16 protein-coding genes and 2 pseudogenes are annotated in these 21,033 nt (G+C 64.5%); 9 read left to right on the top strand and 9 right to left on the bottom strand.

From position 1 onward, the window contains the following. Positions 1–34: 34 nt before the first annotated feature. Entirely contained in the window at positions 35–679 is a 645-nt protein-coding gene (locus AC3WL8_RS07965) for a response regulator transcription factor (protein WP_153953432.1), read from the bottom strand. Between the two features lie 43 nt (positions 680–722). After that, positions 723–1,661: a S1C family serine protease gene (locus tag AC3WL8_RS07960; protein WP_153953431.1), complete on the bottom strand. Its 939-nt coding sequence runs from the start codon at positions 1,659–1,661 to the stop codon at positions 723–725. A gap of 495 nt (positions 1,662–2,156) precedes the next feature. Between AC3WL8_RS07960 and AC3WL8_RS07955 the strand changes: the two genes are divergently transcribed. Further along, complete coding sequence (locus tag AC3WL8_RS07955; RefSeq protein ID WP_013953354.1) at positions 2,157–2,789, top strand: malonic semialdehyde reductase; 633 nt, start codon at positions 2,157–2,159, stop codon at positions 2,787–2,789. 12 nt (positions 2,790–2,801) lie between these two features. Here the strand turns inward: AC3WL8_RS07955 and AC3WL8_RS07950 are convergent, their stop codons facing one another. Together AC3WL8_RS07950 and AC3WL8_RS07945 are read right to left on the bottom strand one after the other, a co-directional pair. Then, positions 2,802–4,181, bottom strand: coding sequence for an FAD-containing oxidoreductase (locus tag AC3WL8_RS07950; RefSeq protein WP_492378107.1), 1,380 nt, complete (start codon positions 4,179–4,181; stop codon positions 2,802–2,804). Positions 4,182–4,249: 68 nt separating this feature from the next. Beyond that, positions 4,250–5,167, bottom strand: a complete 918-nt coding sequence (locus tag AC3WL8_RS07945) for a LysR family transcriptional regulator (protein ID WP_211981727.1) — start codon at positions 5,165–5,167, stop codon at positions 4,250–4,252. Between the two features lie 108 nt (positions 5,168–5,275). Here AC3WL8_RS07945 and AC3WL8_RS07940 point away from each other — a divergent pair. Continuing rightward, a pseudogene (locus tag AC3WL8_RS07940) lies at positions 5,276–6,023 on the top strand (SDR family oxidoreductase). A 74-nt stretch (positions 6,024–6,097) separates the two neighbouring features. Continuing rightward, complete coding sequence (locus tag AC3WL8_RS07935) at positions 6,098–6,421, top strand: putative quinol monooxygenase (protein WP_211981728.1); 324 nt, start codon at positions 6,098–6,100, stop codon at positions 6,419–6,421. Between the two features lie 12 nt (positions 6,422–6,433). Here the strand turns inward: AC3WL8_RS07935 and AC3WL8_RS07930 are convergent, their stop codons facing one another. Next, complete coding sequence (locus AC3WL8_RS07930; RefSeq protein ID WP_492378106.1) at positions 6,434–7,879, bottom strand: efflux transporter outer membrane subunit; 1,446 nt, start codon at positions 7,877–7,879, stop codon at positions 6,434–6,436. 95 nt (positions 7,880–7,974) lie between these two features. Here AC3WL8_RS07930 and AC3WL8_RS07925 point away from each other — a divergent pair, with 95 nt between their 5' ends. From AC3WL8_RS07925 to AC3WL8_RS07915, 3 genes are all read left to right on the top strand, one after another. After that, positions 7,975–8,592: a TetR/AcrR family transcriptional regulator gene (locus tag AC3WL8_RS07925; protein WP_492378105.1), complete on the top strand. Its 618-nt coding sequence runs from the start codon at positions 7,975–7,977 to the stop codon at positions 8,590–8,592. Between the two features lie 91 nt (positions 8,593–8,683). Then, positions 8,684–9,808 carry an efflux RND transporter periplasmic adaptor subunit gene (locus tag AC3WL8_RS07920; RefSeq protein WP_492378104.1) on the top strand — a complete coding sequence of 375 codons (1,125 nt, stop codon included), beginning with the start codon at positions 8,684–8,686 and terminating at the stop codon, positions 9,806–9,808. Next, positions 9,805–12,924 carry an efflux RND transporter permease subunit gene (locus tag AC3WL8_RS07915; protein WP_492378103.1) on the top strand — a complete coding sequence of 1,040 codons (3,120 nt, stop codon included), beginning with the start codon at positions 9,805–9,807 and terminating at the stop codon, positions 12,922–12,924. Before AC3WL8_RS07920 ends, AC3WL8_RS07915 begins: the two co-directional genes overlap by 4 nt. A gap of 107 nt (positions 12,925–13,031) precedes the next feature. On the opposite strand, the pseudogene AC3WL8_RS07910 reads toward AC3WL8_RS07915, so the two are convergent. Next, positions 13,032–14,067, bottom strand: a pseudogene (locus AC3WL8_RS07910) (XdhC family protein). A 90-nt stretch (positions 14,068–14,157) separates the two neighbouring features. Further along, positions 14,158–15,525, bottom strand: a complete 1,368-nt coding sequence (locus AC3WL8_RS07905; protein WP_492378102.1) for an MFS transporter — start codon at positions 15,523–15,525, stop codon at positions 14,158–14,160. A gap of 380 nt (positions 15,526–15,905) precedes the next feature. Here AC3WL8_RS07905 and AC3WL8_RS07900 point away from each other — a divergent pair, with 380 nt between their 5' ends. The 3 genes from AC3WL8_RS07900 (at position 15,906) to AC3WL8_RS07890 (ending at position 17,782) form a co-directional block, all read left to right on the top strand. Beyond that, positions 15,906–16,520, top strand: a complete 615-nt coding sequence (locus AC3WL8_RS07900) for a TetR/AcrR family transcriptional regulator (RefSeq protein ID WP_249221300.1) — start codon at positions 15,906–15,908, stop codon at positions 16,518–16,520. A gap of 33 nt (positions 16,521–16,553) precedes the next feature. Further along, positions 16,554–17,000, top strand: a complete 447-nt coding sequence (locus AC3WL8_RS07895; protein WP_211981729.1) for a winged helix-turn-helix transcriptional regulator — start codon at positions 16,554–16,556, stop codon at positions 16,998–17,000. A 77-nt stretch (positions 17,001–17,077) separates the two neighbouring features. Further along, the gene (locus tag AC3WL8_RS07890) at positions 17,078–17,782 is read left to right on the top strand and encodes a TetR/AcrR family transcriptional regulator (protein WP_211981734.1); all 705 of its coding nucleotides are present in this window, start codon (positions 17,078–17,080) and stop codon (positions 17,780–17,782) included. Between the two features lie 15 nt (positions 17,783–17,797). Here AC3WL8_RS07890 and AC3WL8_RS07885 read toward each other — a convergent pair whose 3' ends face one another. Both AC3WL8_RS07885 and AC3WL8_RS07880 read right to left on the bottom strand, forming a co-directional pair. Beyond that, positions 17,798–18,664, bottom strand: a complete 867-nt coding sequence (locus AC3WL8_RS07885; RefSeq protein ID WP_211981736.1) for an FAD binding domain-containing protein — start codon at positions 18,662–18,664, stop codon at positions 17,798–17,800. Then, the gene (locus tag AC3WL8_RS07880; protein WP_492378101.1) at positions 18,661–21,033 is read right to left on the bottom strand and encodes a xanthine dehydrogenase family protein molybdopterin-binding subunit; all 2,373 of its coding nucleotides are present in this window, start codon (positions 21,031–21,033) and stop codon (positions 18,661–18,663) included. Before AC3WL8_RS07880 ends, AC3WL8_RS07885 begins: the two co-directional genes overlap by 4 nt.

The following is a 21,033-nucleotide window of genomic DNA, read 5'->3' as shown; positions in this document are numbered from 1 at the left end:
TGCGCGCTGGTGATGTGACTCCGGGCTGAGCCTCCTACACCATGATGAGGCCGTGCCGCATGCCCTGCAATACAGCCTCGGTGCGGCTGCTTGCGCCGAGCTTGCCGAAAATGGCGGAGAGGTGGAACTTCACCGTGTTGTCCGATATGTCGAGTTGGCGCGCGATTTCCTTGTTGCCAAGCCCTTCGGCGAGCATGGCCAGCACTTCAAGCTCGCGTGGGGTGAGCGTTTCGGTCAGAGCCGCGGATGCCGTCTGGCGAGGTGCCCTGCGCGCCGCCAGCAGCCTGGCGAGGATCTCCGGGGACAGCACGCAAAGTCCCGCGGCCACAGCTTCGATCGCGCAGATGATTTCGCTGGGCGTCGCGCCACGCGGCAGTAGTGCCGTGGCGCTGGCTCCCAGCGCCTCATGGATCCATTCGCTGTCCGCCTCGTCGGTGAGCAGGACCAGCGCCGGCGCTGCGGAATCTCGGCCCGCCTCTGGCACCGGCAGGTCACCGGCCTGCGGCTCAAGTTCGATCACGACCACATCCGGCACGTCGCCGGCAAAGCGGTCGGCGATCCCTGCGGTGTCGGCCGCGCTGCCTGCGAAATCCAGCGCTGGCGCCGCCTCGACAAGCGCCTGCAGGCTTGCCCGCGCCTGCGGCGAGACGGCGACCACGGCGACCCTGACCGGGCTCATCGGTGTCATCCTGGCATCCGGCATGCGACGGCTTGCATGAATCTCAGCCGCACGACTTCCGTTGCTGGCGTTCGCCCACCGTGATCGAGCACTCCTTGCGCTCGCCACCCCGGATCAGCCCGATCTTCAGCAACTGCCCGATGCGGTCGCCGCCCAGCGCGGCATGGACGTCGTCCATGTCTTGGCATGGCTTGCCATCCAGTTCGATCAGTACATCCCCGATCAGCACCCCGGCTTGCTCCGCAGGCCCGCCCGCCGCAAGCGATACCACCAGTAGCCCGCGCCCGGACGCCAGATTCAGCTTCGTCACCCAAGACTCCGACAGGCTCACCGGCTGCGTGCCCACGCCAAGGTAGCCGTGCGAGACACGTCCCTTGCTTAGCAGTTCGCCGCTCACGCGCGCCACTGTCGCTGCCGGTATCAGGATGCCAGCGCCAGGCGCGAGCGCCGATGTGCACAGGCCCGTGACCCGCCCCTGCATATCCGCCAGGGCCGCTCCGGAGAAACCGGGGCGCAGGCCGCCGTCAAGCCGCACGAAGGCGTCGAATTGCCCGCCTCGCCAGGTACGCCATGGACCGCCGGCAGTGCCGACAACGCCGAAATCCGCGCTGGTGCCAAGCCGGTCCACTCGCGCCACCGCGAGCACCAGATGGCCTGCCTTCAGGGAGCGCGCATCACCGGTCTCGACCGGGTTCGACGCCACGCCATCGAGCCTCAGTACGGCCAGGTCGGTGCCAGGGTCCCGTCCCACCAGGACGGCCGCCACGGTACGGCCATCGGCCAGGGTGACTTCAATGCCGTCTTCCTGCCTGAGCGTATGCGCGGCCGTGACCACCACGCCGGGTTGCCAGATGACTCCACTGGAGGGAAAGCGATGCCGCCCGTGCACCGCGACGACACTCTGGCCGACGCGCTCGGCAATGGCTGCCAAGTTGGCGGAAAGATCCTGCAAGGGATTTCCGCTGGGGGTTGAGGTTTCCATGGTGATGACTCCTGCCATTTGCTACGTGAACCGATGCGTCGCGCGCCCGGCCAGCTTGAGGAAGCCAGGCAGGCAAGCGCAGACGAGTGGTTTCACAATGACAGGCGCACGACGGCCGCGCACCACCCGGATGGGTAGCTGGTGCAGGGGGACTCGCGCGCGGCGTATGTGTTTGTACGAGCCTTTGTCTTCTCGTCCATTGCTTCCCCATTCTTCGTCGCACCGGTGCGCCAAGTGTTCGCCAGTATCGCCCCGAGCACCAGGGCCGGCAATCGTCACTTCGACCGGATCACTTCGCGTTTCGCCCGGCGTGCCAAAGCGGCTTTTCGGATACCTGGGCCCCTGGCCGCGCTGGCACATGCCGATGGCGCGGACAAGCCCTGCGGATCCATGCGAAAGCCGGCGGCGCGGCGACGAGCGGCGCTGCCTATGCTAGACAGAAGCGGCAACCCGGCCGGGCAGCCGCGTAGTCCGATTTCGTTTCAGGAGATAACCATGAACAAGCGCTTGAGTGAAGAAGGCATGGATCTGCTCTTTCGCGAGGCTCGCACGCACAGCGCATGGCTGAACCAGCCCGTGAGCGACGAAACCCTGCGGCAGCTCTATGACTTGATGAAATGGGCGCCGACCAGCGCCAACTGCTCTCCCGCGCGCATTCTGTTCCTGCGTACCCCTGAGGCCAAGCAGCGCCTGTTGCCCGCGCTGGCGCCGGGCAATGTCGAGAAAACCATGGCCGCACCGGTCACCGCCATCATCGCCTATGACATCAAGTTCTACGAACTTCTGCCCAAGCTGTTTCCGCACGCGGACGCACGCTCGTGGTTCGCCGATACCCCGGAGCTCGCCCTAACTACTGCGAGGCGAAACAGTTCCCTGCAGGGCGCGTACTTCATCATCGCCGCCCGCTCGCTGGGGCTCGATTGCGGGCCGATGTCCGGCTTCGACAATGCCAAGGTCGATCACGAATTCTTTCCGGCGGACCCCAAGGACAATGCCTTCCAGCTCGAATATTTCCCGGACAGTCACGTGAAATCGAACTTCCTGTGCAATCTCGGCTATGGCGACCCTGCCAAGCTGTTTCCGCGCAGCCCCCGCCTGGAATTCGATGAGGCGTGCAAACTGCTCTGAAGGAGGCAGTACCTAGGCCTGTGGCCGCAGTTCCTGCAGCAGCGTTGGTATCAGCTCGGACACCGTGGGATGGATGTGCATCGCGCAGCTGATGGTGGTATAGGGTGCCTTGGCATACATGATGTCGAGCAGTGAGTGAATCACCTCGTCGCCGGTCACGCCGAGGATCGCGGCACCCAGGATCATGCGGGTATCGGCGTCGACCACGACCTTCATGAAGCCCTGGCTCTCGCCCTTCTCCACGGCTCGCCCGACGCGGCTCATGGGGCGAGAGCCGACCAGCAGCCTGCGGCCGGATTGCCGGGCTTCTGCTTCCGTCATGCCGGCGCGGCCGAGCGGAGGGTCGATGAACATGGCATAGGCTGCGATGCGGTCCGTCAGCTTGCGGGGATCGTTGTCGAGAAGGTTGGCGGCGACGATCTCATAGTCGTTGTATGACGTATGCGTGAACGCACCGCGGCCATTGCAATCGCCAAGCGCCCAAATGCCGGGGACGTTGGTGCGCAACTGTTCGTCTACCTGGATATAACCGCGAGCGTCGGTCTCGACCCCGGCCTGATCCAGCCCCAGGTCCTCGGTGTTGGGCACGCGCCCAACCGCCAGCAGCAGGTGCGAGCCGTGGACGTCGCGCGCCCCATCCGAACAATCCAGCCCGACGGCAACATGATCGCCTTCCCTGCGCGCGCTCAGGCAGTTGGCATTGAGCCGGATTTCGATCCCCTCGGCTTCCAGGATCTCCCGCACTGCCTGCGACACATCCTCGTCTTCGCGCTGGATCAGGCGCGGGCCTTTTTCGACAACGGTCACCCTGGCGCCAAAACGCCGGTACATCTGGCCAAACTCCAGACCCACGTAGCTGCCGCCGATGACGATCAGGTGCTCCGGCAGGAAATCCACCGCCATCATGCTCGAGTTGGTCAGGTACGGTACCTGGTCCAGCCCGGGCATGGGCAGAACCAGGGCCCGGCCGCCGACGTTCACGAAAATCCGGTCGGCTTCCAGCAGTTCGCCGTTGACCCGCACACCATGCGCGCTTTCGAAGCGGGCGTGCCCCTGATAGACCGTGCCGTTCTCCAGGCTGCGCATCCACTGTTCCACTCCGTTGCTGGAACGGCCGGAGATCTCGTCCTTGCGTGCCTTCACCTGCTTCATGTCGACGGCGACCGGCCCGCCGATGGTCACGCCGTACTCGGCAGCCCGCCGCGCCAGTTGCGCCGCGTACGCGCTTGCGATGAGGGTTTTGGTGGGAATGCAGCCGGTGTTCACGCAGGTGCCGCCAAAACGCGCGCGCTCGATGACGGCCGTTTTCATGCCCGCGCCGGCCAGCCGCGCAGCGAGTGCGGGGCCGGCTTGCCCGGTGCCGATGATGATCGCGTCGAATCCTTGGGCCATCACGATTCTCCTTGCCTGGTACCGCAAAGCCACAAGCTACTTTAGGTGGTAGGACGCTTCCCTGCCAGCTACGCGTAGGTGTCGACGCCCCGCACCAGCAGCCTGGCCAGCCGGGGCCGTCGCAACTGCTCCAGCCACCATTGCAGGGCGCGGCCTTCGTGATCGCCGCGCCAGCCCACATAGAGCGTGTTGGGCTCGCGCGGGTCGGCGGTGCGCTTCTCTACCAGTTCGCCGCGCTGCAGCAGCGAGCCGACCCGGTGCCTGGGCAGCCAGCCGATCCCCAGGGCATCGCGCTGCGCCAGGGTCTTGGCTCGCATGCTCGGCACGGCCAGCAAGCGCTGTCCGCCCACCATGCCGTAAGCGCGGCCGCCCGTGAGGCGTGATGAATCTGCCACCACCACGGCACGATGGCGGGCGATCTCCTCACGCGTCAATGGTTGGCGGGCGGCCGCCAGCGGATGCCGGGGCGAGACCGCAAACACCCATTCGATCACGCCCAGCTCGAACCACCCCAGGTTAGGGATGGCGGGCGGCTCGTTGGTGGCACCGATGACCAGGTCGGCGCGGCCGTCCCGCAGCGCTTCCCAGGTGCCGGCCAGCACTTCGTGCGTGACGCGCAGCGCCACGCCGGATTCCAGCGCGTCGAACGCGTGCATGACGGGCATCAGCGTCTCGAATTCCATCAGCTCGTCGGTCACGATCCACAACCGGTCTTCCCAGCCGTTGGCGACCTGCCGCACGCGCTGTGTGACGCGCGCGACATCCTGCGCGAGCCGGGCGGCTTCTTCTGTCAGCAATTCGCCGGCACGCGTCAGCTGCAGGCGGTAGCGGCGGCGGTCGAACAGGAGTGCGTCGAAGCGCTGCTCCAGCTGCCGCGCGGCGTGCGACACTGTGGACGGCGCCTTGCCCAGCCTGGCCGCCGCGCGCGACAGGCTGCCGGCCTCGCGGATGGCCTCCAGCAGGGCCAGTTCGTCTTCCGACAACATGTGCGACTCCTTCGAACGTGTTCGTCGGATTGATCGTATGGCAAAGCGCAGCGCCCATACTGCAGTCACGCGATTGTTCAAGTTCAACTTTCCAAACCGGAGGACAACATGAATCGCTTCGAAGGCAAGACCGTTCTGGTCACTGGCGGCAACAGCGGCATCGGCCTGGCGGCTGCCCAGGCATTCGCCCAGGAAGGGGCCCGCGTGGTCATCACCGGCCGCGACGCAGCGGCACTGGAAGTCGCCCGCGCCACGCTCGGCAACGAGGCCATCGCCATCCGCAACGAAACCGGCACCGTGCAGGCCGCGTGACCTGGCTCGCCAGCTGACCGACGCCGGCATCCGCCTGGACGCTGTCTTCATCAACGCCGGCATTGCCAAGTTTGCCGCCGTTGCCGACGTGGACGAGGCACTGTGGGACGCCACCTTCAACGCCAACGTGAAGGGCGCCTACTTCCAGATACAGGCGCTGCTGCCGCTGCTGAACCCGGGCACGTCGATCGTGCTGAACGGCTCGATCAATGCGCGCATCGGCATGCCGATGTCTTCCGTGTATGCCGCCAGCAAGGCAGCACTGATCTCGCTGGCCAGGACTCTGTCGGGTGAGCTGGTCAGCTCGGGCATCCGGGTCAATGTGGTCAGCCCCGGGCCGGTGACGCCGCCGCTGTACGGCAAGCTGGGCCTGGAAGCCGACACCCTGTCGGCCACTGCCGCGCAGATCCAGAGCCAGATCCCGCTGGGCCGCTTCGGCCTGCCGGCGGAGATTGCGTCGACGGTGCTGCATCTGTCGGCGCCGGAATCGGCCTTCATCGTCGGTACCGAAATCATCGCCGACGGTGGCATGATCCAACTTTAAGTCAATGCCTTTGCGGGCCGCGGCGTTGAGCGCGGTCCGCGCATGAGGTCGCCCATCCTGCCTGGAGCAGTACCATGAACCAATCCATTGCCTTTATCGTCCATCTGCCGGGCAAGCCCGAGCGGCGCGCCGAGCTCGAGTCGAAGCTGCTTTATGTCCTCGACCAGATGTCGAAGGAACCGGACTTTATCAACACGTATCTGCACCGCTCGCTCGAAGATCCTGACACGCTTGTTCTCTATGAGAACTGGGCCTGCAGCGAGCAGCATTTCAGGGACCACCACCTGAAAGCGTCCTACCGGCGCGAATACGAGGCGGTGCTGGCCGATCTGCTGAAAGCACCACGCACGCTGGAGTTTCTGACGCCAGTGCGCGACTACCAGAAAGCCGGCAACTGAAGCGGTATTGCCCTATAAGGCAGTTGCCGGTTCCCACCCCCCGCCGAGCGCCTTGAATGCCGCCACGGCGGCGCGGGCTGATTCGGTCTGTGCCTGCGCTCTGGCGTCGGACGTCCGCAGAAGACTCTCGTCAGCATGCAAGACCTCAATCAAGCGGACCACGCCTTTCTGGTAGGCGGCAAATGAGGCATTGCGCGCCTGGGTCAGCGAGGTCTCGCCTTGGGCCAGCGTGCCTGCCTGATCTTCACGCTTGATCAGCGCGGAGAAGGCATTTTCGACATCCTCGGTCGCGCGCAGCACAGCCTGACGGTATGCCGCCAGCGCTTCTGCCTCCTGCCCTCGGGCCAGTTCGATCTGTGCATTGATGCGGCCGAAGTCAAACAGACGCCAGCGCAAGCCAAGCACGCCCGCTGCCTGGCTTGCGCCCGCGGAAAAGAGGTTCCCGCTGGCTACGGTTGTGGCGCTGCCCAACAGGGCACTGAGCGAGAATTTTGGGTAGTACTCCGCAATGGCTACACCGATTCGTGCGTTCGCCGCCGCCAGCCGGCGCTCCGCGACGATGAGGTCGGGCCTGCGTCGCAGCAGATCCGCCGGCGAGCCCGTTCCGGCGAGCTGCGGTGCGGCGGGAATCGCTTTAGGGCCGGCCAGTTCAGCGCGATACGTGCCGGGCGGAACACCAAGCATTACGTCCAGCGCATTCAACGCGGCATCGAGGCCTGTCTCCAGCACCGGGACGGTAGCGCGGACCTGAGCGAGCGCGCCTTCGGCCTGTCGTACCTCCAGTTCGGCGGCAAGCCCTTTGCTGTAAAGCAGGCTCACCGTCGAGAGCAGCTTCTGTTGGGTTTCCACTTGCTGCCTGGCGATTGCAATGCGGGACTGCAGTCCGCGCACGGTGATATAGAGATCTGCAGTTTGCGCGGCCACAGCGAGACGCGTCGCGGTCGCGCCCGCAGTCGATGCCTGGTATTCCGCCAGGGCGGCTTCCCGCCCACGGCGCAGCCCACCGAATACGTCCAGTTCCCAGGTGGCGCCGAGATTGGCCTCGTAGCTGTTGCCATACCTGTCAAAGCCAGGCGTTGCATCGAGCAGCTTCCCAAGGGGCGTCTCGATCGACTGATAGTTTCTGGCCACCTGCGCACTGGCGCTGCCCGAAGGAAGCAAGGCCGCATTGGCCACGCCGAGCCCCGCGCGTGCCTGGGTGACGCGCGCCGACGCTTGCGCCAGGTCCAGGTTCTGATCCAATGCCACTGACACCAGCCGGGTCAGCAGCGGATCGCCGAATCCTTCCCACCACGTGACGAGCTCGGCAGAGGATGACGCATGCCTCTGTTCAACGCCGGACTGGCCCAGGTAGCGGTCGGGGAGCGGGGCATCCGGTTGTCTGTAGTCGGGGCCGACGGCACAACCCGTCGATACGCCGACACTCAGCAGCAGGGCAAGAAAGCGATGGGTAAGCATGGGTATCACGGAAGCCTAGGCAAACAGGAAGTTGTGACTATATTATAAAATGGTCACTGGTTGTCAACAACCATCTGGAGCGTTAAGCTCGCTGCATGACTGAGACCACACCCACTGCCCTGCCGTCCCGAGGGCCCGCCGACCACAATGTCCGCTCCCAGATCTTGGAGGCGGCCACCGAGCACTTCAGCCTGTATGGCTACGAGAAGACGACGGTTTCCGACCTGGCCAAGGCGATCGGCTTTTCCAAGGCTTACATCTACAAGTTCTTCGATTCCAAGCAGGCGATCGGGGAAGTGATCTGCGCGAACTGCCTGTGCGCCATCACGGACGAGGTCGATGCAGCCATTGCCAACGTCCCAACCGCGTCGGAATGTCTGCGGCGCCTGTTCAAGACCCTGGTGGAGGCCGGCGCCCGCCTTTTCTTCCAGGACCGCAAACTCTACGCCATTGCTTCGGCCGCAGCCCAGGAGCGGTGGCAGCCTGTTCTCAACTATGAGGACCACATCAAGCAAGTGGTCATGCGGATTGTTCTGGAAGGCCGCAAGTCAGGGGAGTTCGAGCGCAAGACGCCACTGGACGAGACTGCCAGGGGCATCTATCTCGTCATGCGTCCATATATTGATCCGCTGCTGCTACAGCACAACCTCGATCTTGCCGCGGAAGCCCATGTCCAGCTTTCCAGCCTGATACTGCGCAGCCTCGCGCCTTAAGGCGCACGTCGCAAGCGGATTCGCGTGTGACCATTGACTAAATTGGTCACACGAACAATAATCCAGGTCCAGTCTCGCTTGAGAGGACCTTATGCTTCAGCGCCGATTTGCCTCATCCGCCGCCGCGTGCGTGTTGCCACTTGTATTGGCCGCTTGCGGCGATACAGCGCCCCCCGATCCGCGCAGCCAGCCGCCGCTGGTCAGAATCGGGACCGTTCAGGACCCGGCCGCCACGACACGTTCATTCACGGGAACCGTTGCCGCCCGGGTCCAGGGCGACCTGGGCTTTCGTGTCTCCGGCAAAGTGCTGGAGCGGCTGGTCGATACCGGCCAGACCGTCAAGCGCGGCCAGCCGCTCATGCGCATCGACCCGAACGACCTGAAGCTGGCGGCGCACGCACAGCAGGAGGCAGTCGTCGCGGCGCGGGCGCGGGCCCGGCAAACCGCGGAGGATGAGGCCCGGTATCGCGACCTGGTCGGATCCGGCGCCGTATCGGCGTCGTCCTATGACCAGATCAAGGCCGCGGCGGAGTCGGCCAGGGCACAGCTCAACGCAGCGGAAGCCCAGGCCGATGTGGCACGCAATGCAACTGGCTACGCGGTTTTGCTCGCTGATGCCGACGGCGTAGTCGTGGAGACGCTGGCCGATGCCGGACAAGTCGTCAACGCCGGCCAGGTCGTGGTACGCGTGGCGCATGCCGGCCGCCGCGAAGCCATCGTTCACCTGCCGGAAACCCTCCGGCCCCCGGTGGGTTCCGCAAGCCAGGCGACGCTATACGGCAATGACACCTTGACCGTGCCGGCGAAACTCCGGCAGCTTTCCGACTCGGCGGACCGGCTGACCCGCACCTACGAGGCAAGGTACGTGCTCGAAGGCGCGCTGGCCGAGGCCCCGCTCGGCGCGACCGTTACCCTCCAGATTCCGGAAATCCGCCCATCGAAGCAAGGCGATCTGCAAGTACCGATCGGTGCCCTCTTCGATCCGGGCAAAGGTCCTGGCGTGTGGGTGCTGGACGAAAAACTCAACCGCGTCACCTGGCGCCCGGTGAAGGTCCGCGGTCTGGATGACGACGCCGCGCGTGTCGCGGGTGAACTCAGGGTGGGGGACCGGATCGTTGCCCTTGGCGCCCATCTTCTGCACGAAGGCGAACAGGTCCGCATCGCAGCAAACGGAAGCGGAGCCAACACTATTCCTGGTCATGGAGTGCAGCAATGAGTGGGTTCAATCTTTCGGCACTCGCTGTCCGTGAACGGTCTGTCACGCTGTTCCTGATCATCCTGGTGTCGCTGGCAGGCGTTATCGCCTTCTTCCAGCTGGGCCGGGCGGAAGATCCCGCCTTCACGGTGAAAACCATGACCGTCATCACGGCCTGGCCGGGAGCGACGGCGCAGGAGATGCAGGACCAGGTGGTGGAAAGGCTGGAGAAGCGCATGCAGGAACTGCGCTGGTATGACCGCACGGAAACGTACACGCGGCCTGGCCTGGCGTTCACCACAGTGACCCTGCTCGATAGCACACCGCCTTCGGAGGTCCAGGAAGAGTTCTATCAGGCGCGCAAGAAACTCAGGGACGAGTCGGGTAGCCTGCCTGCCGGCGTGATCGGCCCGATCGTAAACGACGAGTATTCGGACGTGACCTTCGCGCTGTTTGCGTTGAAGGCAAAAGGCGAGCCACAGCGGGTGCTGGTCCGCGACGCCGAAACGCTGCGGCAGCGCCTTTTGCACGTCGCGGGTGTGAAGAAGGTGAACATCATCGGGGAACAGTCCGAACGCATCTTCGTTTCCTTTTCCCATGATCGCCTGGCCACCTTGGGTATCTCGCCACAGGACATCTTCTCCGCCCTGAACGGCCAGAACGCCCTCACGCCGGCCGGCTCGATCGACACCTCGGGTCCCCAGGTTTTCATTCGCCTCGACGGCGCCTTCGACAAACTGCAGAAGATCCGCGACACGCCGGTTGTGGCGCAGGGTCGGACGCTCAAGCTTTCGGATGTCGCCACGGTTGAACGCGGCTATGAGGATCCGGCGACCTTCCTGATCCGCAACAATGGCGAGCCCGCACTGCTGCTGGGCATCGTCATGCGCGACGGCTGGAACGGCCTGGACCTGGGCAAGGCGCTGGACACGGAAGTGTCTGCAATCAATGAAGCGTTGCCGCTGGGCATGAGCCTGACCAAAGTGACCGATCAGTCCGTCAACATCAGCGCATCGGTCGATGAGTTCATGATCAAGTTCTTTGTCGCCCTGCTGGTGGTGCTGGCGGTGTGTTTCCTGAGCATGGGCTGGCGTGTCGGCATCGTCGTGGCAGCGGCTGTGCCGCTGACGCTGGCCGCAGTGTTCGTCGTCATGGCGGCCACTGGCAAGAACTTTGACCGCATTACCCTGGGCGCGCTGATTCTTGCGCTGGGACTGCTGGTGGACGATGCCATCATCGCGATCGAGATGATGGTGGTCAAGATGGAGGAAGGCTACAGCCGCGTTGCCGCCTCCGCCTATGCCTGGAGCCACACTGCCGCGCCGATGCTGTCCGGCACGCTGGTGACGGCGGTGGGCTTCATGCCCAACGGCTTTGCCCGTTCCACGGCCGGCGAATACACCAGCAACATGTTCTGGATCGTGGGCATTGCACTGGTCGTGTCCTGGATCGTCGCCGTCGCCTTCACGCCTTATCTGGGCGTCAAGATGCTGCCTGAGATCGGCAGGGCCGAAGGCGGCCACGATGCCATCTACGGCACCTTGAACTACAACCGCTTCCGACGCCTGCTAGGGCGCGTCATCCAGCGCAAATGGATCGTGGCCGCCGTCGTGGTTGGCAGCTTTGTGGTGTCCGTGCTGGGCATGGGCATAGTAAAAAAGCAATTCTTCCCGACTTCCGACCGCCCCGAGGTGCTGGTCGAAGTCCAGATGCCTTATGGCACTTCCATCGCCCAGACCAGCGCGGCCACGTCCAAGGTGGAAGCGTGGCTCGCCAGGCAGGCAGAGGCGAAGATCGTGACGGCCTACATCGGCCAGGGCGCGCCCCGGTTTTATCTCGCCATGTCGCCCGAGCTGCCGGATCCCTCCTTTGCGAAGATCGTGGTGCGGACTGAGAACCAGGACGAACGCGAGGCGCTGAAGCTCAGGCTGCGCCAGGCGATCGCCGCCGGACTGGCGCCGGAGGCCCGCGTGCGCGTCAATCAACTGGTATTCGGTCCTTACTCGCCCTTCCCGGTGGCATTCCGCGTCGCCGGGCCGGATCCGGACAAGCTGCGTGGCATTGCGGCGGACGTGCGCCGGGTGATGGATGCCAGCCCGCTGATGAGAACCGTCAATACCGACTGGGGACCGCGTGCGCCCGCCTTGCACTTTACGCTGCAGCAGGATCGGCTGCAGGCCGTCGGCCTGACTTCCAGCGGCGTCGCCCAACAATTGCAGCTTCTCCTCAACGGCCTGCCGGTCACCGAAGTCCGCGAGGACATTCGCTCGGTGCAGGTCCTTGCACGCGCCGCGGGAGACATACGCCTGGACCCGGAGAAGATTTCCGGCTTCACGTTGACCGGTGCGGCAGGACAGCGCATTCCGCTCTCGCAGGTAGGCACCGTCGATGTGCGCATGGAAGACCCGATCCTGCGCCGGCGCGACCGAACACCTACCATTACGGTGCGCGGCGACATCGCCGAGGGGCTGCAGCCACCCGATGTGTCCGCGGCCGTCCTGCAGCAACTGCAGCCGATCATCGCCAGGCTGCCGGCCGGCTACCGGATCGAGCAGGCAGGCGCCACCGAGGAATCCGACAAGGCCACCAAGGCCCTGCTGCCGCTGTTCCCGATCATGCTTGCCCTGACCTTGCTGATCATCATCCTGCAAGTGCGTTCGATCTCAGCCATGGTCATGGTGCTTGCCACCAGTCCGCTGGGACTGATCGGCGTAGTCCCGACCTTGCTGCTGTTCCGGCAGCCATTCGGCATCAACGCCCTGGTCGGCCTGATCGCACTGTCCGGCATCCTGATGCGCAACACGCTGATCCTGATCGGGCAGATCCACCAGAACAAGCGCGCGGGACTGGCGCCGTTCGACGCTGTTGTCGAAGCCACGGTGCAACGTGCCCGGCCAGTGATCCTGACCGCGCTGGCGGCTATCCTGGCCTTTATACCGTTGACGCATTCAGTGTTCTGGGGGACGCTGGCTTACACGCTGATCGGCGGCACCTTCGCCGGCACGGTGCTGACGCTGGTGTTCCTGCCAGCGATGTATGCCATCTGGTACCGGATCAGGATGCCTGCCAATGCGAACGAGATGACGCCCGCGGATTTGAACGACAGCGGCGCGAACACGCCCGCGGCCACCACTTGATCCGACAGGCCGCGGCCGTCAGCGCGAGGCCGCGGCCGGTTGGTGGCGACAAAAAGCAGTGTGGGCGCTACCGCGCCCACAACTGCTAGCGAGGCGCCGCGGCGCCGTTACGCATTGACCGATATCGCGCATGCGCCGCTGGTATCTGCCGGCACCTCCCGTACGGACTTGGCGCGTTCGACCCTCAGGTCATCGGGCAAGCGGACGTGATTGCGCGCTGCCACCACCTCGGCAAGGATCGAAATGGCGATTTCCGGCGGCGTACGGCTGCCGATATAGATGCCGGCCGGGCCATGCATACGGGCCAGTTGCTGGCTGGTCAGGTCGAATTCCTTCAGGCGTTCGCGGCGCGCCTGGTTGTTGCGACGCGAGCCCAGCGCACCGACGTAGAAGGCCCGGGTGCGCAGCGCCTCCATCAGCGCCAGGTCGTCGAGCTTGGGGTCGTGTGTCAGCGCAACCACCGCACTGCGTTCGTCCAAGGCCATCTCCACCACCGTGTCATCCGGCATGGTGCGCACCATGGTAATGCCGGGAACGGCCCAGGACTCGGTATATTCTTCGCGCGGATCGCACACGGTCACATCGAAGCCGAGCCCGACGGCGATCTCACAGAGATACTTCGAAAGCTGCCCGGCGCCAATCACCAGCATGCGATAGCGTGGCCCATGGATGGTTGACAGCGACTTGCCGTCAAAGGTCAGGCCGTCAGCGGCCGCCGCCGGCCCAAGCGTCGCGATGCCGGTGGCGATATCGAGCGTACGTGTCACCAGTCGGCCGCCCTCCACCGCCTGCAGCAGTTCGCGCAATCCGCTCGCCGCAGATACCGGCTCCGCCACCAATTCGATGGTTCCGCCACAGGGTAAGCCAAACCGGTGTGCTTCCTCGGCGCGCTGACGCCGTACCGGATCACCTCGGGACTACCGCAGCGAATGCCTTCGCGGCGGGTTCGGCAATGATGTCGTCCTCAATGCAGCCGCCCGACACCGAACCCACTACCAGGCCGTCGTCGCGCACGGCCAGCATCGCGCCGGCCGGCCGTGGCGACGAACCCCAGGTATGGACGACCGTCACCAACAGGCAACGGTGTCCTTGCTCGTCCCAGCGGACACTGCTTCTCAAGACTTCGAGATCCACGCTTTCCATGATGCTTCCTGCCGTCCAGCCTGCATCCGCTGCCCCGGGTCAAACGTAGCAGGCTGAGGTCCAGTCAATAACCCGGGGCCAGGCGCCAGATCACGCTTCGCTGGCAACGGTTGCCTGCTCCGACGGCTTCGCCGCGCCCGCCCTTCCCTTCGCGGCGACTGCGATGGCCGCAAGCAAGGATGGCACGGCGAGGATGCTGAGGATCGAGCTCATGCCCAGGCCAAACTGCAGCAGCGTGCCACCGGAAACGGCTCCGAGAACGCCACCGAAACGCCCCATACCAAGCATCCAACCTACCCCGCAGGCACGGCCCTGGGTCGGATAGAACGAAGCCGCCAGCGCGGGCATGGATACCAGGCCGGCCCCCATGAAAAGCCCGGCGATCGGCGTCAGCAGCACCAGGTATGCACCACTGGTCGCGTGTCCCATCGCCAGCGTGAATACGGCGGTGAAGAAATAGGCGAAGCCGATGACGCAATGGGGATTGATGCGATCCATCAGCCAGCCGCAAGCCATGGCGCCCAGCGTGCCGCCGAGCGGGAACAGCGCAGCGATCAAGGAGGCCTCGGCCAGGGTCGCACCGGCTTCCCTGACAAGGGTCGGCATCCAGCTGGTCACCAGGTAGAAGACCAGCACACCCATGAAATAGGTGGTCCAGAGCATGAACGTTCCCATCCGATACTTTTGCGACAGGATGAGCCCGAGCGGCGAGCGCAACTTGTCGGCCTGATCATCCGGCAAGGTGAACCGCGACGCGTGGACTTCCGCCGAACCTGCCAGCCGTCTCAACACCTTTTTGATCTTCTGCGCCGGCCAATCGCGCAGCACCATGAACCGGATCGATTCCGGCAGTGCAAGCGCAATGATGGCAAGGACCAGGGGGACTATTCCGCCGACGATGAACACGCTGCGCCATCCGAATGCGGGAATAATGACCGCCGCCAGGAAGCCACCGCCCGCGGCGCCTAGCGTAAAGCCGCAAAACATGCTGTTCACCAGGAAGGCCCGACGCCTGGCGGGGGCATACTCGGCCAGCAGCGTGGTCGCGTTGGGAATCGCGGCACCTAGCCCCATACCCGTCAGGAAGCGCCAGCAGGACAGCTCTGCGGCGGAGACAGCGGACGCAGTGGCGAGGCTGAACAGACCAAAGGCCGCCACCGATACGATGAGCACAGGCTTGCGTCCGAACCGGTCCGCACAGGGTCCGGCGACCAGCGCGCCGAGCGCAAGGCCAACCAGCGAAGCGCTCAGCACATTGCCCAGCACCAGCTTCGAAACGCCCCACTCCGTGGTCAACGATGGCGCCACGTAGCCGATCGCAGCCGTGTCGAAGCCATCCGCCGCCACCACCAGAAAGCAAACAATGAGGAGCATCCATTGATAGGGCGAGAATCTCTGGTTGTCGATGAATGCCTGGACATCTATGGTCCCCGGCGAGCCGGATTGCTGTGGTTTCATGCGCTTTGTCTCCGTTATCTGAGCACGTGGCTCCATGTCATTGATGGTCTTCTCTGCTCGTGAACCTTGCGCGCCGCCCTCACATTCCTCTCCCTCCCTTTCAAGGCGGCGCTTATAAAATGACGGTCGTCATATCACGTGACGAACGGCCGCAGTGGCCATGACGCTCCCATGCCGCTCCCATGCCGCTCCTAGTCAAGCGTTTGCCCCGCCCGGCGATGTATCCAGCGTCTACATGCTAGTCAGGCGGACCGGCATGGTCAAGGAGGAACACGCTGCTGCTGCCTTGGTGCTATCCCTAGTGAATCACGTGGCGCGCGCCCGTTGGCCCCCACATGTAACGACGCGGCCGACAACCCCCGCGGCAAGCACCCGATGCAATGATGATCGTAATGTTATATATTGCAGAGACACACACGCCCGACTCTTCCTGTCACCTGATCATGCGCTACTCGCTCGACCAAAAGGCTGAAACCCACAAGCACATCGTCAAGGCTGCCTCGACGCAATTCCGCAAGCACGGTGTCAACGGCATCGGCGTAGCCCAGTTGATGAAAAGCGCCGGCCTGACCCATGGAGGGTTTTACGCGCACTTCGAGTCCAAGGACGCCCTGGTTGCCGAGGCCATCGACGCAGCCTTCGACCAGACCATGGAACTCCTACAAGAGGCGACGTCGGTGGCATCGCCCAGGCAGCGCAGGCAAGCCGTCGTGCAGGCGTATGTGAACAAAAGGCACCGCGACCATCCCGGATCGGGTTGCGCCATCGCGGCGCTCGGTGCCGATGTGTCGCGCCTGGATACCAAGACGCGGCGGCGTTTCGAGGCCCGCGTGACATCGCTCATCGAAGCCATTGCAGGGGGCGATGATGAGACAGCACGCAAGGATGCCATTGTCACGCTGGCGGCCATGGTCGGCGGCATGGTGCTGGCGCGCTCCGTGCGCTCGGAAGCGCTATCCACCGAGATTCTGGACGCACTCCAGACCTCCCTGTAGTGCGGCCGCCCTTGCACCAGCGCCGGAGCCGATATGAGCCAATCCCGCTTCCTCAAGATGCCATGTCCCGTTGCACATGCCTCGGCGGTGCTGGGCGAGCGCTGGGTCATCCTCATCCTGCGTGAAGCGTATTACGGGGCGACGCGATTCGAGGAGTTCGAGCGCCGGCTCGGCATTGCATCCAACATCCTGAGCGCCAGGCTTCAGGCAATGACCGATCACGGCCTGCTGATACGCAGGCCGATCGAAGGCAGCACACGCTGCGCCTACTTCCTGAGCGACAGCGCACGCGATTTCCTGCCGACCTACCTGAGCCTCAAGGCGTGGGCAGAGCGATGGGTGGCGGAACCGAAGCGGCGCGCCAAGCTTTTCGTGGACAAGCACACGGGAAACGAGATCGTGGCGCCACCATTGACGCGCCCCGATGGATCGCCGATCCCCTTCGAAGACGTCCAGGTCATCGACGCCCAGATGCGGTAGCTGCCAGCTGCCGTCCGCGGGTCACCGGATGGGTTAGCGCTAATATAGAGCCTGACGACATCGCGACCCGCCATTTCATGACCACCTCCACCACGCGCCCGGCACGCCAAAGCTATCACCATGGCAACCTGCGGGAAGAAATGATCCGCTGTGGCCGGGAAATCCTGGCCCTCAAGGGCGTCCATGGACTGACCCTTCGCTCCGCGGCAAAGCTGGCCGGGGTCTCGCACGGCGCGCCGCGCAATCAGTTTGCCGACAAGGAGGGCCTGCTTGCCGCCATCGCCGCCGAAGGATTCCGTGAACTGGTCGCGGTGCGGCGGGCCCGGCTCTCGCCGGAGATGAGCGCCGAGGCGCGGCTGCTCACGATCATGGACGGCTATATCGAGTTCGCCGTCAAGCATCCCGCGCTTTTCTACCTGATGTTCGGGCCGCAGATCGAGGACAAGGAGAGGTACCCCGAACTGCTGGAGGCGGGCAGCGCGTCTTACCAGCTCCTGTCGGGTGCAGTCCAGGACTATTTCCGGGAAAACAATCTTGCCGAGCAGTTCGACGACATGATGGTGCGCTGCGCGTGGTCGGCCATGCACGGTGTGAGCATGTTCTTCAGTGCCAAGCCGACCGGACCCAGCCCGCGCCCACGCGTCGCGCTGGCCCAATGGCGGCAGAGCGTACAGCAATTCGTGCTGACCGGCCTGTTGGCAGCAGGCCAGAACAAGGCCGCGGCGGCCGGTGCCGCCGCAAGCAAACCGAAGGCGAGGTCACGCAGCGCAGCGCAGGCGTAAGCCTCCCCCGGAGTTTCAGTCTCCGCGGCGCGGCTCCAGCGCATCGACCAGCGCCCGCTTCAGCATCACCCGGCCAAGCTGCAGCCGGTATGCCCCATCGGCGAAGTTGTCCTCCAGCGGCGTCACGTTGGTGAACGCGGCTTCGACAATGGCATCGACCTTGTCCGGCAGGTCGGCGAAGCTGCCTTCCAGCAAAGCCCCCGCCTCCCAGGCGCGGAATGCCGCATCCGCAACGCCAGTGATGGCAATCCGTCCCCAGGTATAGCCATCTTTTGCAACGTTGATGGCAACGGCCGCCGCAGCCACCGCATAGCCCGACGACGGATGACGGAACTTGCGGTATGCGACCCGACCCGGTGCCGGCAATGGCACATGGATGCGCGTAAGGACCTCGTCCGGCTCAACGGCTGTGGACATGAAGCCGGCAAAGAACTCGTGCGCGGGAATGCGCCTGCTGCCTTGCCCGCCTGCCACTTCTATTTCGGCATCCATCGCAAGCGCGACCGCCGGCCAGTCGGCCGACGGATCGGCGTGCACCAGCGCGCCACCGATCGTGCCACGGTTCCTGACTGTCGGGTCGGCAATCACCGTGGCGGCGAGTGGGAACAGCGGGGCCAGCCGCTTTAGTTCCGCGCTCGCCTCCAGTTCGGCGTGGGTCGTGGCGCTGCCGATGGAAACGGAGTCCTCATGGACCACGATGCCACGAAGTTCAGGCAGGCGACCGATATCCACCAGCAGTCCAGGCCTCGCCAGCCTGAGCTTCATCATCGGCAATAGCGTATGACCCCCGGCCAGGATCTTCGCCTCGGGGTTCTGGGCAAGGATGGAAAGTGCCTGTTGCACACTGCTCGCCCTAAGGTATTCGACTTCGTACGGAATCATGTCGCGCTCCGGCTCTCTTGGATGGCTCGCCAGACTTTCGGCGGCGTCAGCGGCATATCGAGATGGGATATGCCAAATGGCTTCAGTGCATCGCATACCGCCGCGACGACCGCGGGCGGCGCACCGACGCAGCCCGCCTCCCCGATGCCTTTGACGCCGAGCGGATTCGACGGCGCCGGAGAGACATGGAAGCCGGTACGCATGCGAGGGATCTGCTCGATACGCGGAAAGCCGTAGTCAAGCAGCGAGCCGGACAGCAGTTGCCCGGAGTCGTCGTACGTGGCTTCTTCGAACAGGGCCTGGCCGATGCCCTGTGCGATGCCTCCGTGCATCTGGCCATGGCAAAGCATCGGGTTGATCATCACACCCACGTCGTCGACTGCCACATAGTCCAGGATCGTCACCACCCCGGTCTCCGCATCGACCTCCACGACCACGGCATGGCAGCCATTCGGCGCTCCCAGGGCGACCGGCTCATAGAAGACGCGCTCGTCCAGCCCTGCTTCGAAATCCCGGGGCAGCTTGTGCGCAAGGTATGCCATCCTTGCGACCTGCGAGAACGGGATGACGGTCGGATTTGCCGTGCTTGAGAAATGGCCATCTGCATAGTGCACGTCCTCTTCCGGGATCTCGAGCATGAAGGCGGCGATCCGCCTTGCCCTGGCGAGAATCTTGCCCGCTGCCACATAGGCAGCGCTGCCGCCTACGGGCATGGAGCGTGAATTGAACGTGCCATGACCCGCCAGCACGCGATCCGTGTCGCCCTGCACGACATCGATATCTTCCATCGGCAGTTGCAGGGCTTCCGCAACGATCTGCGCGAAGCTGGTGGCATGGCCGTGGCCTTGCGGCATCGAGCCGCTGAACAGCGTGACCTTGCCGTCGGAATGCACGCGGATATGCGCGCTCTCCCAGCCGCCGCGGTTGAACCCGACCTTTTCCAGCATCGGCGAAATGCCCATGCCGACCAGCTCGAGATAGCAGGTCACCCCGATGCCGATGTATTTGCCCTGCTCGCGCAGCGCCACCTGCTCCTCACGCCAGCGCCGGTAGCCGATCAGCTCGGTCGCCTTGTTCAGGCAGGCTTCGTAGTCGCCGGAGTCCCATTTGCCGCGCGCGCCGTCATGCGGCAAATAGGGAAACTGATCGGGCTGCACCAGGTTGCGGCGCCGCAACTCGACCGGATCCATGTCCAGCTCCCCCGCTACAGCGTCCATCAGCCGCTCGATGATGTATGCGGCTTCTGGCCGTCCGGCGCCGCGATAGGCATCGACCGGCGTGGTATTGGTTGTCACCAGATTCACTTCCGCGTCGACTGACGTTATCTGGTAGTTGCCCGTGATGTAGTTGACCGTATTGATGGTAGGGATCCCCGTCGCCATGTTCGACAGGTAGGCGCCGAGGTTGGCGAACGACCGCAAGCGGATCCCCAGCACTTTGCCGTCGCTGGTAACGGGCGCCTCCACATACTCGGTATGCGCGCGGCCATGGGTGGTCGCGACGAAGTTCTCGCTGCGCGTCTCCGTCCAGCTCACCGGAAGCCCGAAATGTCTGGAGGCGAACGCCACCAGCACCTCTTCCGCATAGAAGTGCATCTTTGCGCCGAATCCGCCACCGATATCGGGCGCCACGATCCGGACCCGGTGCTCGGGCCAGCGCAGGGTCTCCGCCAGCCAGCGTCTCGACATATGCGGAACCTGGGTCGGGACGATAAACGTCAGGCGCTCGTCGACCGGGTCGAAGTTCGCGCACAAGGCGCGCGGTTCGAGCGGGCTTGGAATCAGCCGCTGGTTGACCAGCCGGATCGAGACTACCCGGTCGGCCCGTTTCAATGCATCCTCGTAGCTGCCGCCCTTGAGCCGGAAAGTGCCGATGCGATTGCCGGGCACGTTATCGTGAAGCTGGGGCGCGGTGTCTGACAGTGCTGCTTCCGCATCGACGACAGGCGGCAACGCTTCGTAGCCGACTTCAACGAGCTCCGCGGCGTCCGCGGCAATCTCACGGGTCCGGGCCACCACCATCGCCACGGCTTCCCCTACGTACCGCACCCGCTCGGCCGCAAGCGGAGGGTGCGGCGGCACCTTCGAATTGCCCACGACCCAGTTCGGCCGGATGTCGCCAACCTTGCCCTGGATGTCCGCATAGGTCAGAACACCGATCACGCCGGGAAGCGCGCGTGCGGCCGAGGTATCGATCTCGCTGACAACGGCATGAGCATAGGGCGATCTGACGAAGGCCGCGAAGGCCATGCCCGGGAACTGGTGGTCATCCGTAAACCTGCCCTGGCCGCTCATCAGGCGCTTGTCCTCACGGCGGCTGACCGATTTTCCAATGTACTTCGTTGCACTTCCGTTCAGTGCTTCGCTCAT

Source organism: Cupriavidus sp. FW305-F7 (assembly GCF_058782875.1).
The sequence above is the reverse complement of the archived record's forward strand: the minus strand, read 5'-3'. Positions and strand labels throughout refer to the sequence as shown.

Coding starts and splice junctions, on each gene's coding strand:
- AC3WL8_RS07950 (WP_492378107.1), bottom strand. CDS start 4,181: ATGGCCCAAGGATTCGACGCGATCATCATCGGCACCGGGCAAGCCGGC.
- AC3WL8_RS07880 (WP_492378101.1), bottom strand. CDS start 21,033: ATGAGCGAAGCACTGAACGGAAGTGCAACGAAGTACATTGGAAAATCG.
- AC3WL8_RS07955 (WP_013953354.1), top strand. CDS start 2,157: ATGAACAAGCGCTTGAGTGAAGAAGGCATGGATCTGCTCTTTCGCGAG.
- AC3WL8_RS07945 (WP_211981727.1), bottom strand. CDS start 5,167: ATGTTGTCGGAAGACGAACTGGCCCTGCTGGAGGCCATCCGCGAGGCC.
- AC3WL8_RS07960 (WP_153953431.1), bottom strand. CDS start 1,661: ATGGAAACCTCAACCCCCAGCGGAAATCCCTTGCAGGATCTTTCCGCC.
- AC3WL8_RS07930 (WP_492378106.1), bottom strand. CDS start 7,879: ATGCTTACCCATCGCTTTCTTGCCCTGCTGCTGAGTGTCGGCGTATCG.
- AC3WL8_RS07915 (WP_492378103.1), top strand. CDS start 9,805: ATGAGTGGGTTCAATCTTTCGGCACTCGCTGTCCGTGAACGGTCTGTC.
- AC3WL8_RS07905 (WP_492378102.1), bottom strand. CDS start 15,525: ATGAAACCACAGCAATCCGGCTCGCCGGGGACCATAGATGTCCAGGCA.
- AC3WL8_RS07920 (WP_492378104.1), top strand. CDS start 8,684: ATGCTTCAGCGCCGATTTGCCTCATCCGCCGCCGCGTGCGTGTTGCCA.
- AC3WL8_RS07900 (WP_249221300.1), top strand. CDS start 15,906: ATGATGATCGTAATGTTATATATTGCAGAGACACACACGCCCGACTCT.
- AC3WL8_RS07925 (WP_492378105.1), top strand. CDS start 7,975: ATGACTGAGACCACACCCACTGCCCTGCCGTCCCGAGGGCCCGCCGAC.
- AC3WL8_RS07965 (WP_153953432.1), bottom strand. CDS start 679: ATGAGCCCGGTCAGGGTCGCCGTGGTCGCCGTCTCGCCGCAGGCGCGG.
- AC3WL8_RS07885 (WP_211981736.1), bottom strand. CDS start 18,664: ATGATTCCGTACGAAGTCGAATACCTTAGGGCGAGCAGTGTGCAACAG.
- AC3WL8_RS07890 (WP_211981734.1), top strand. CDS start 17,078: ATGACCACCTCCACCACGCGCCCGGCACGCCAAAGCTATCACCATGGC.
- AC3WL8_RS07935 (WP_211981728.1), top strand. CDS start 6,098: ATGAACCAATCCATTGCCTTTATCGTCCATCTGCCGGGCAAGCCCGAG.
- AC3WL8_RS07895 (WP_211981729.1), top strand. CDS start 16,554: ATGAGCCAATCCCGCTTCCTCAAGATGCCATGTCCCGTTGCACATGCC.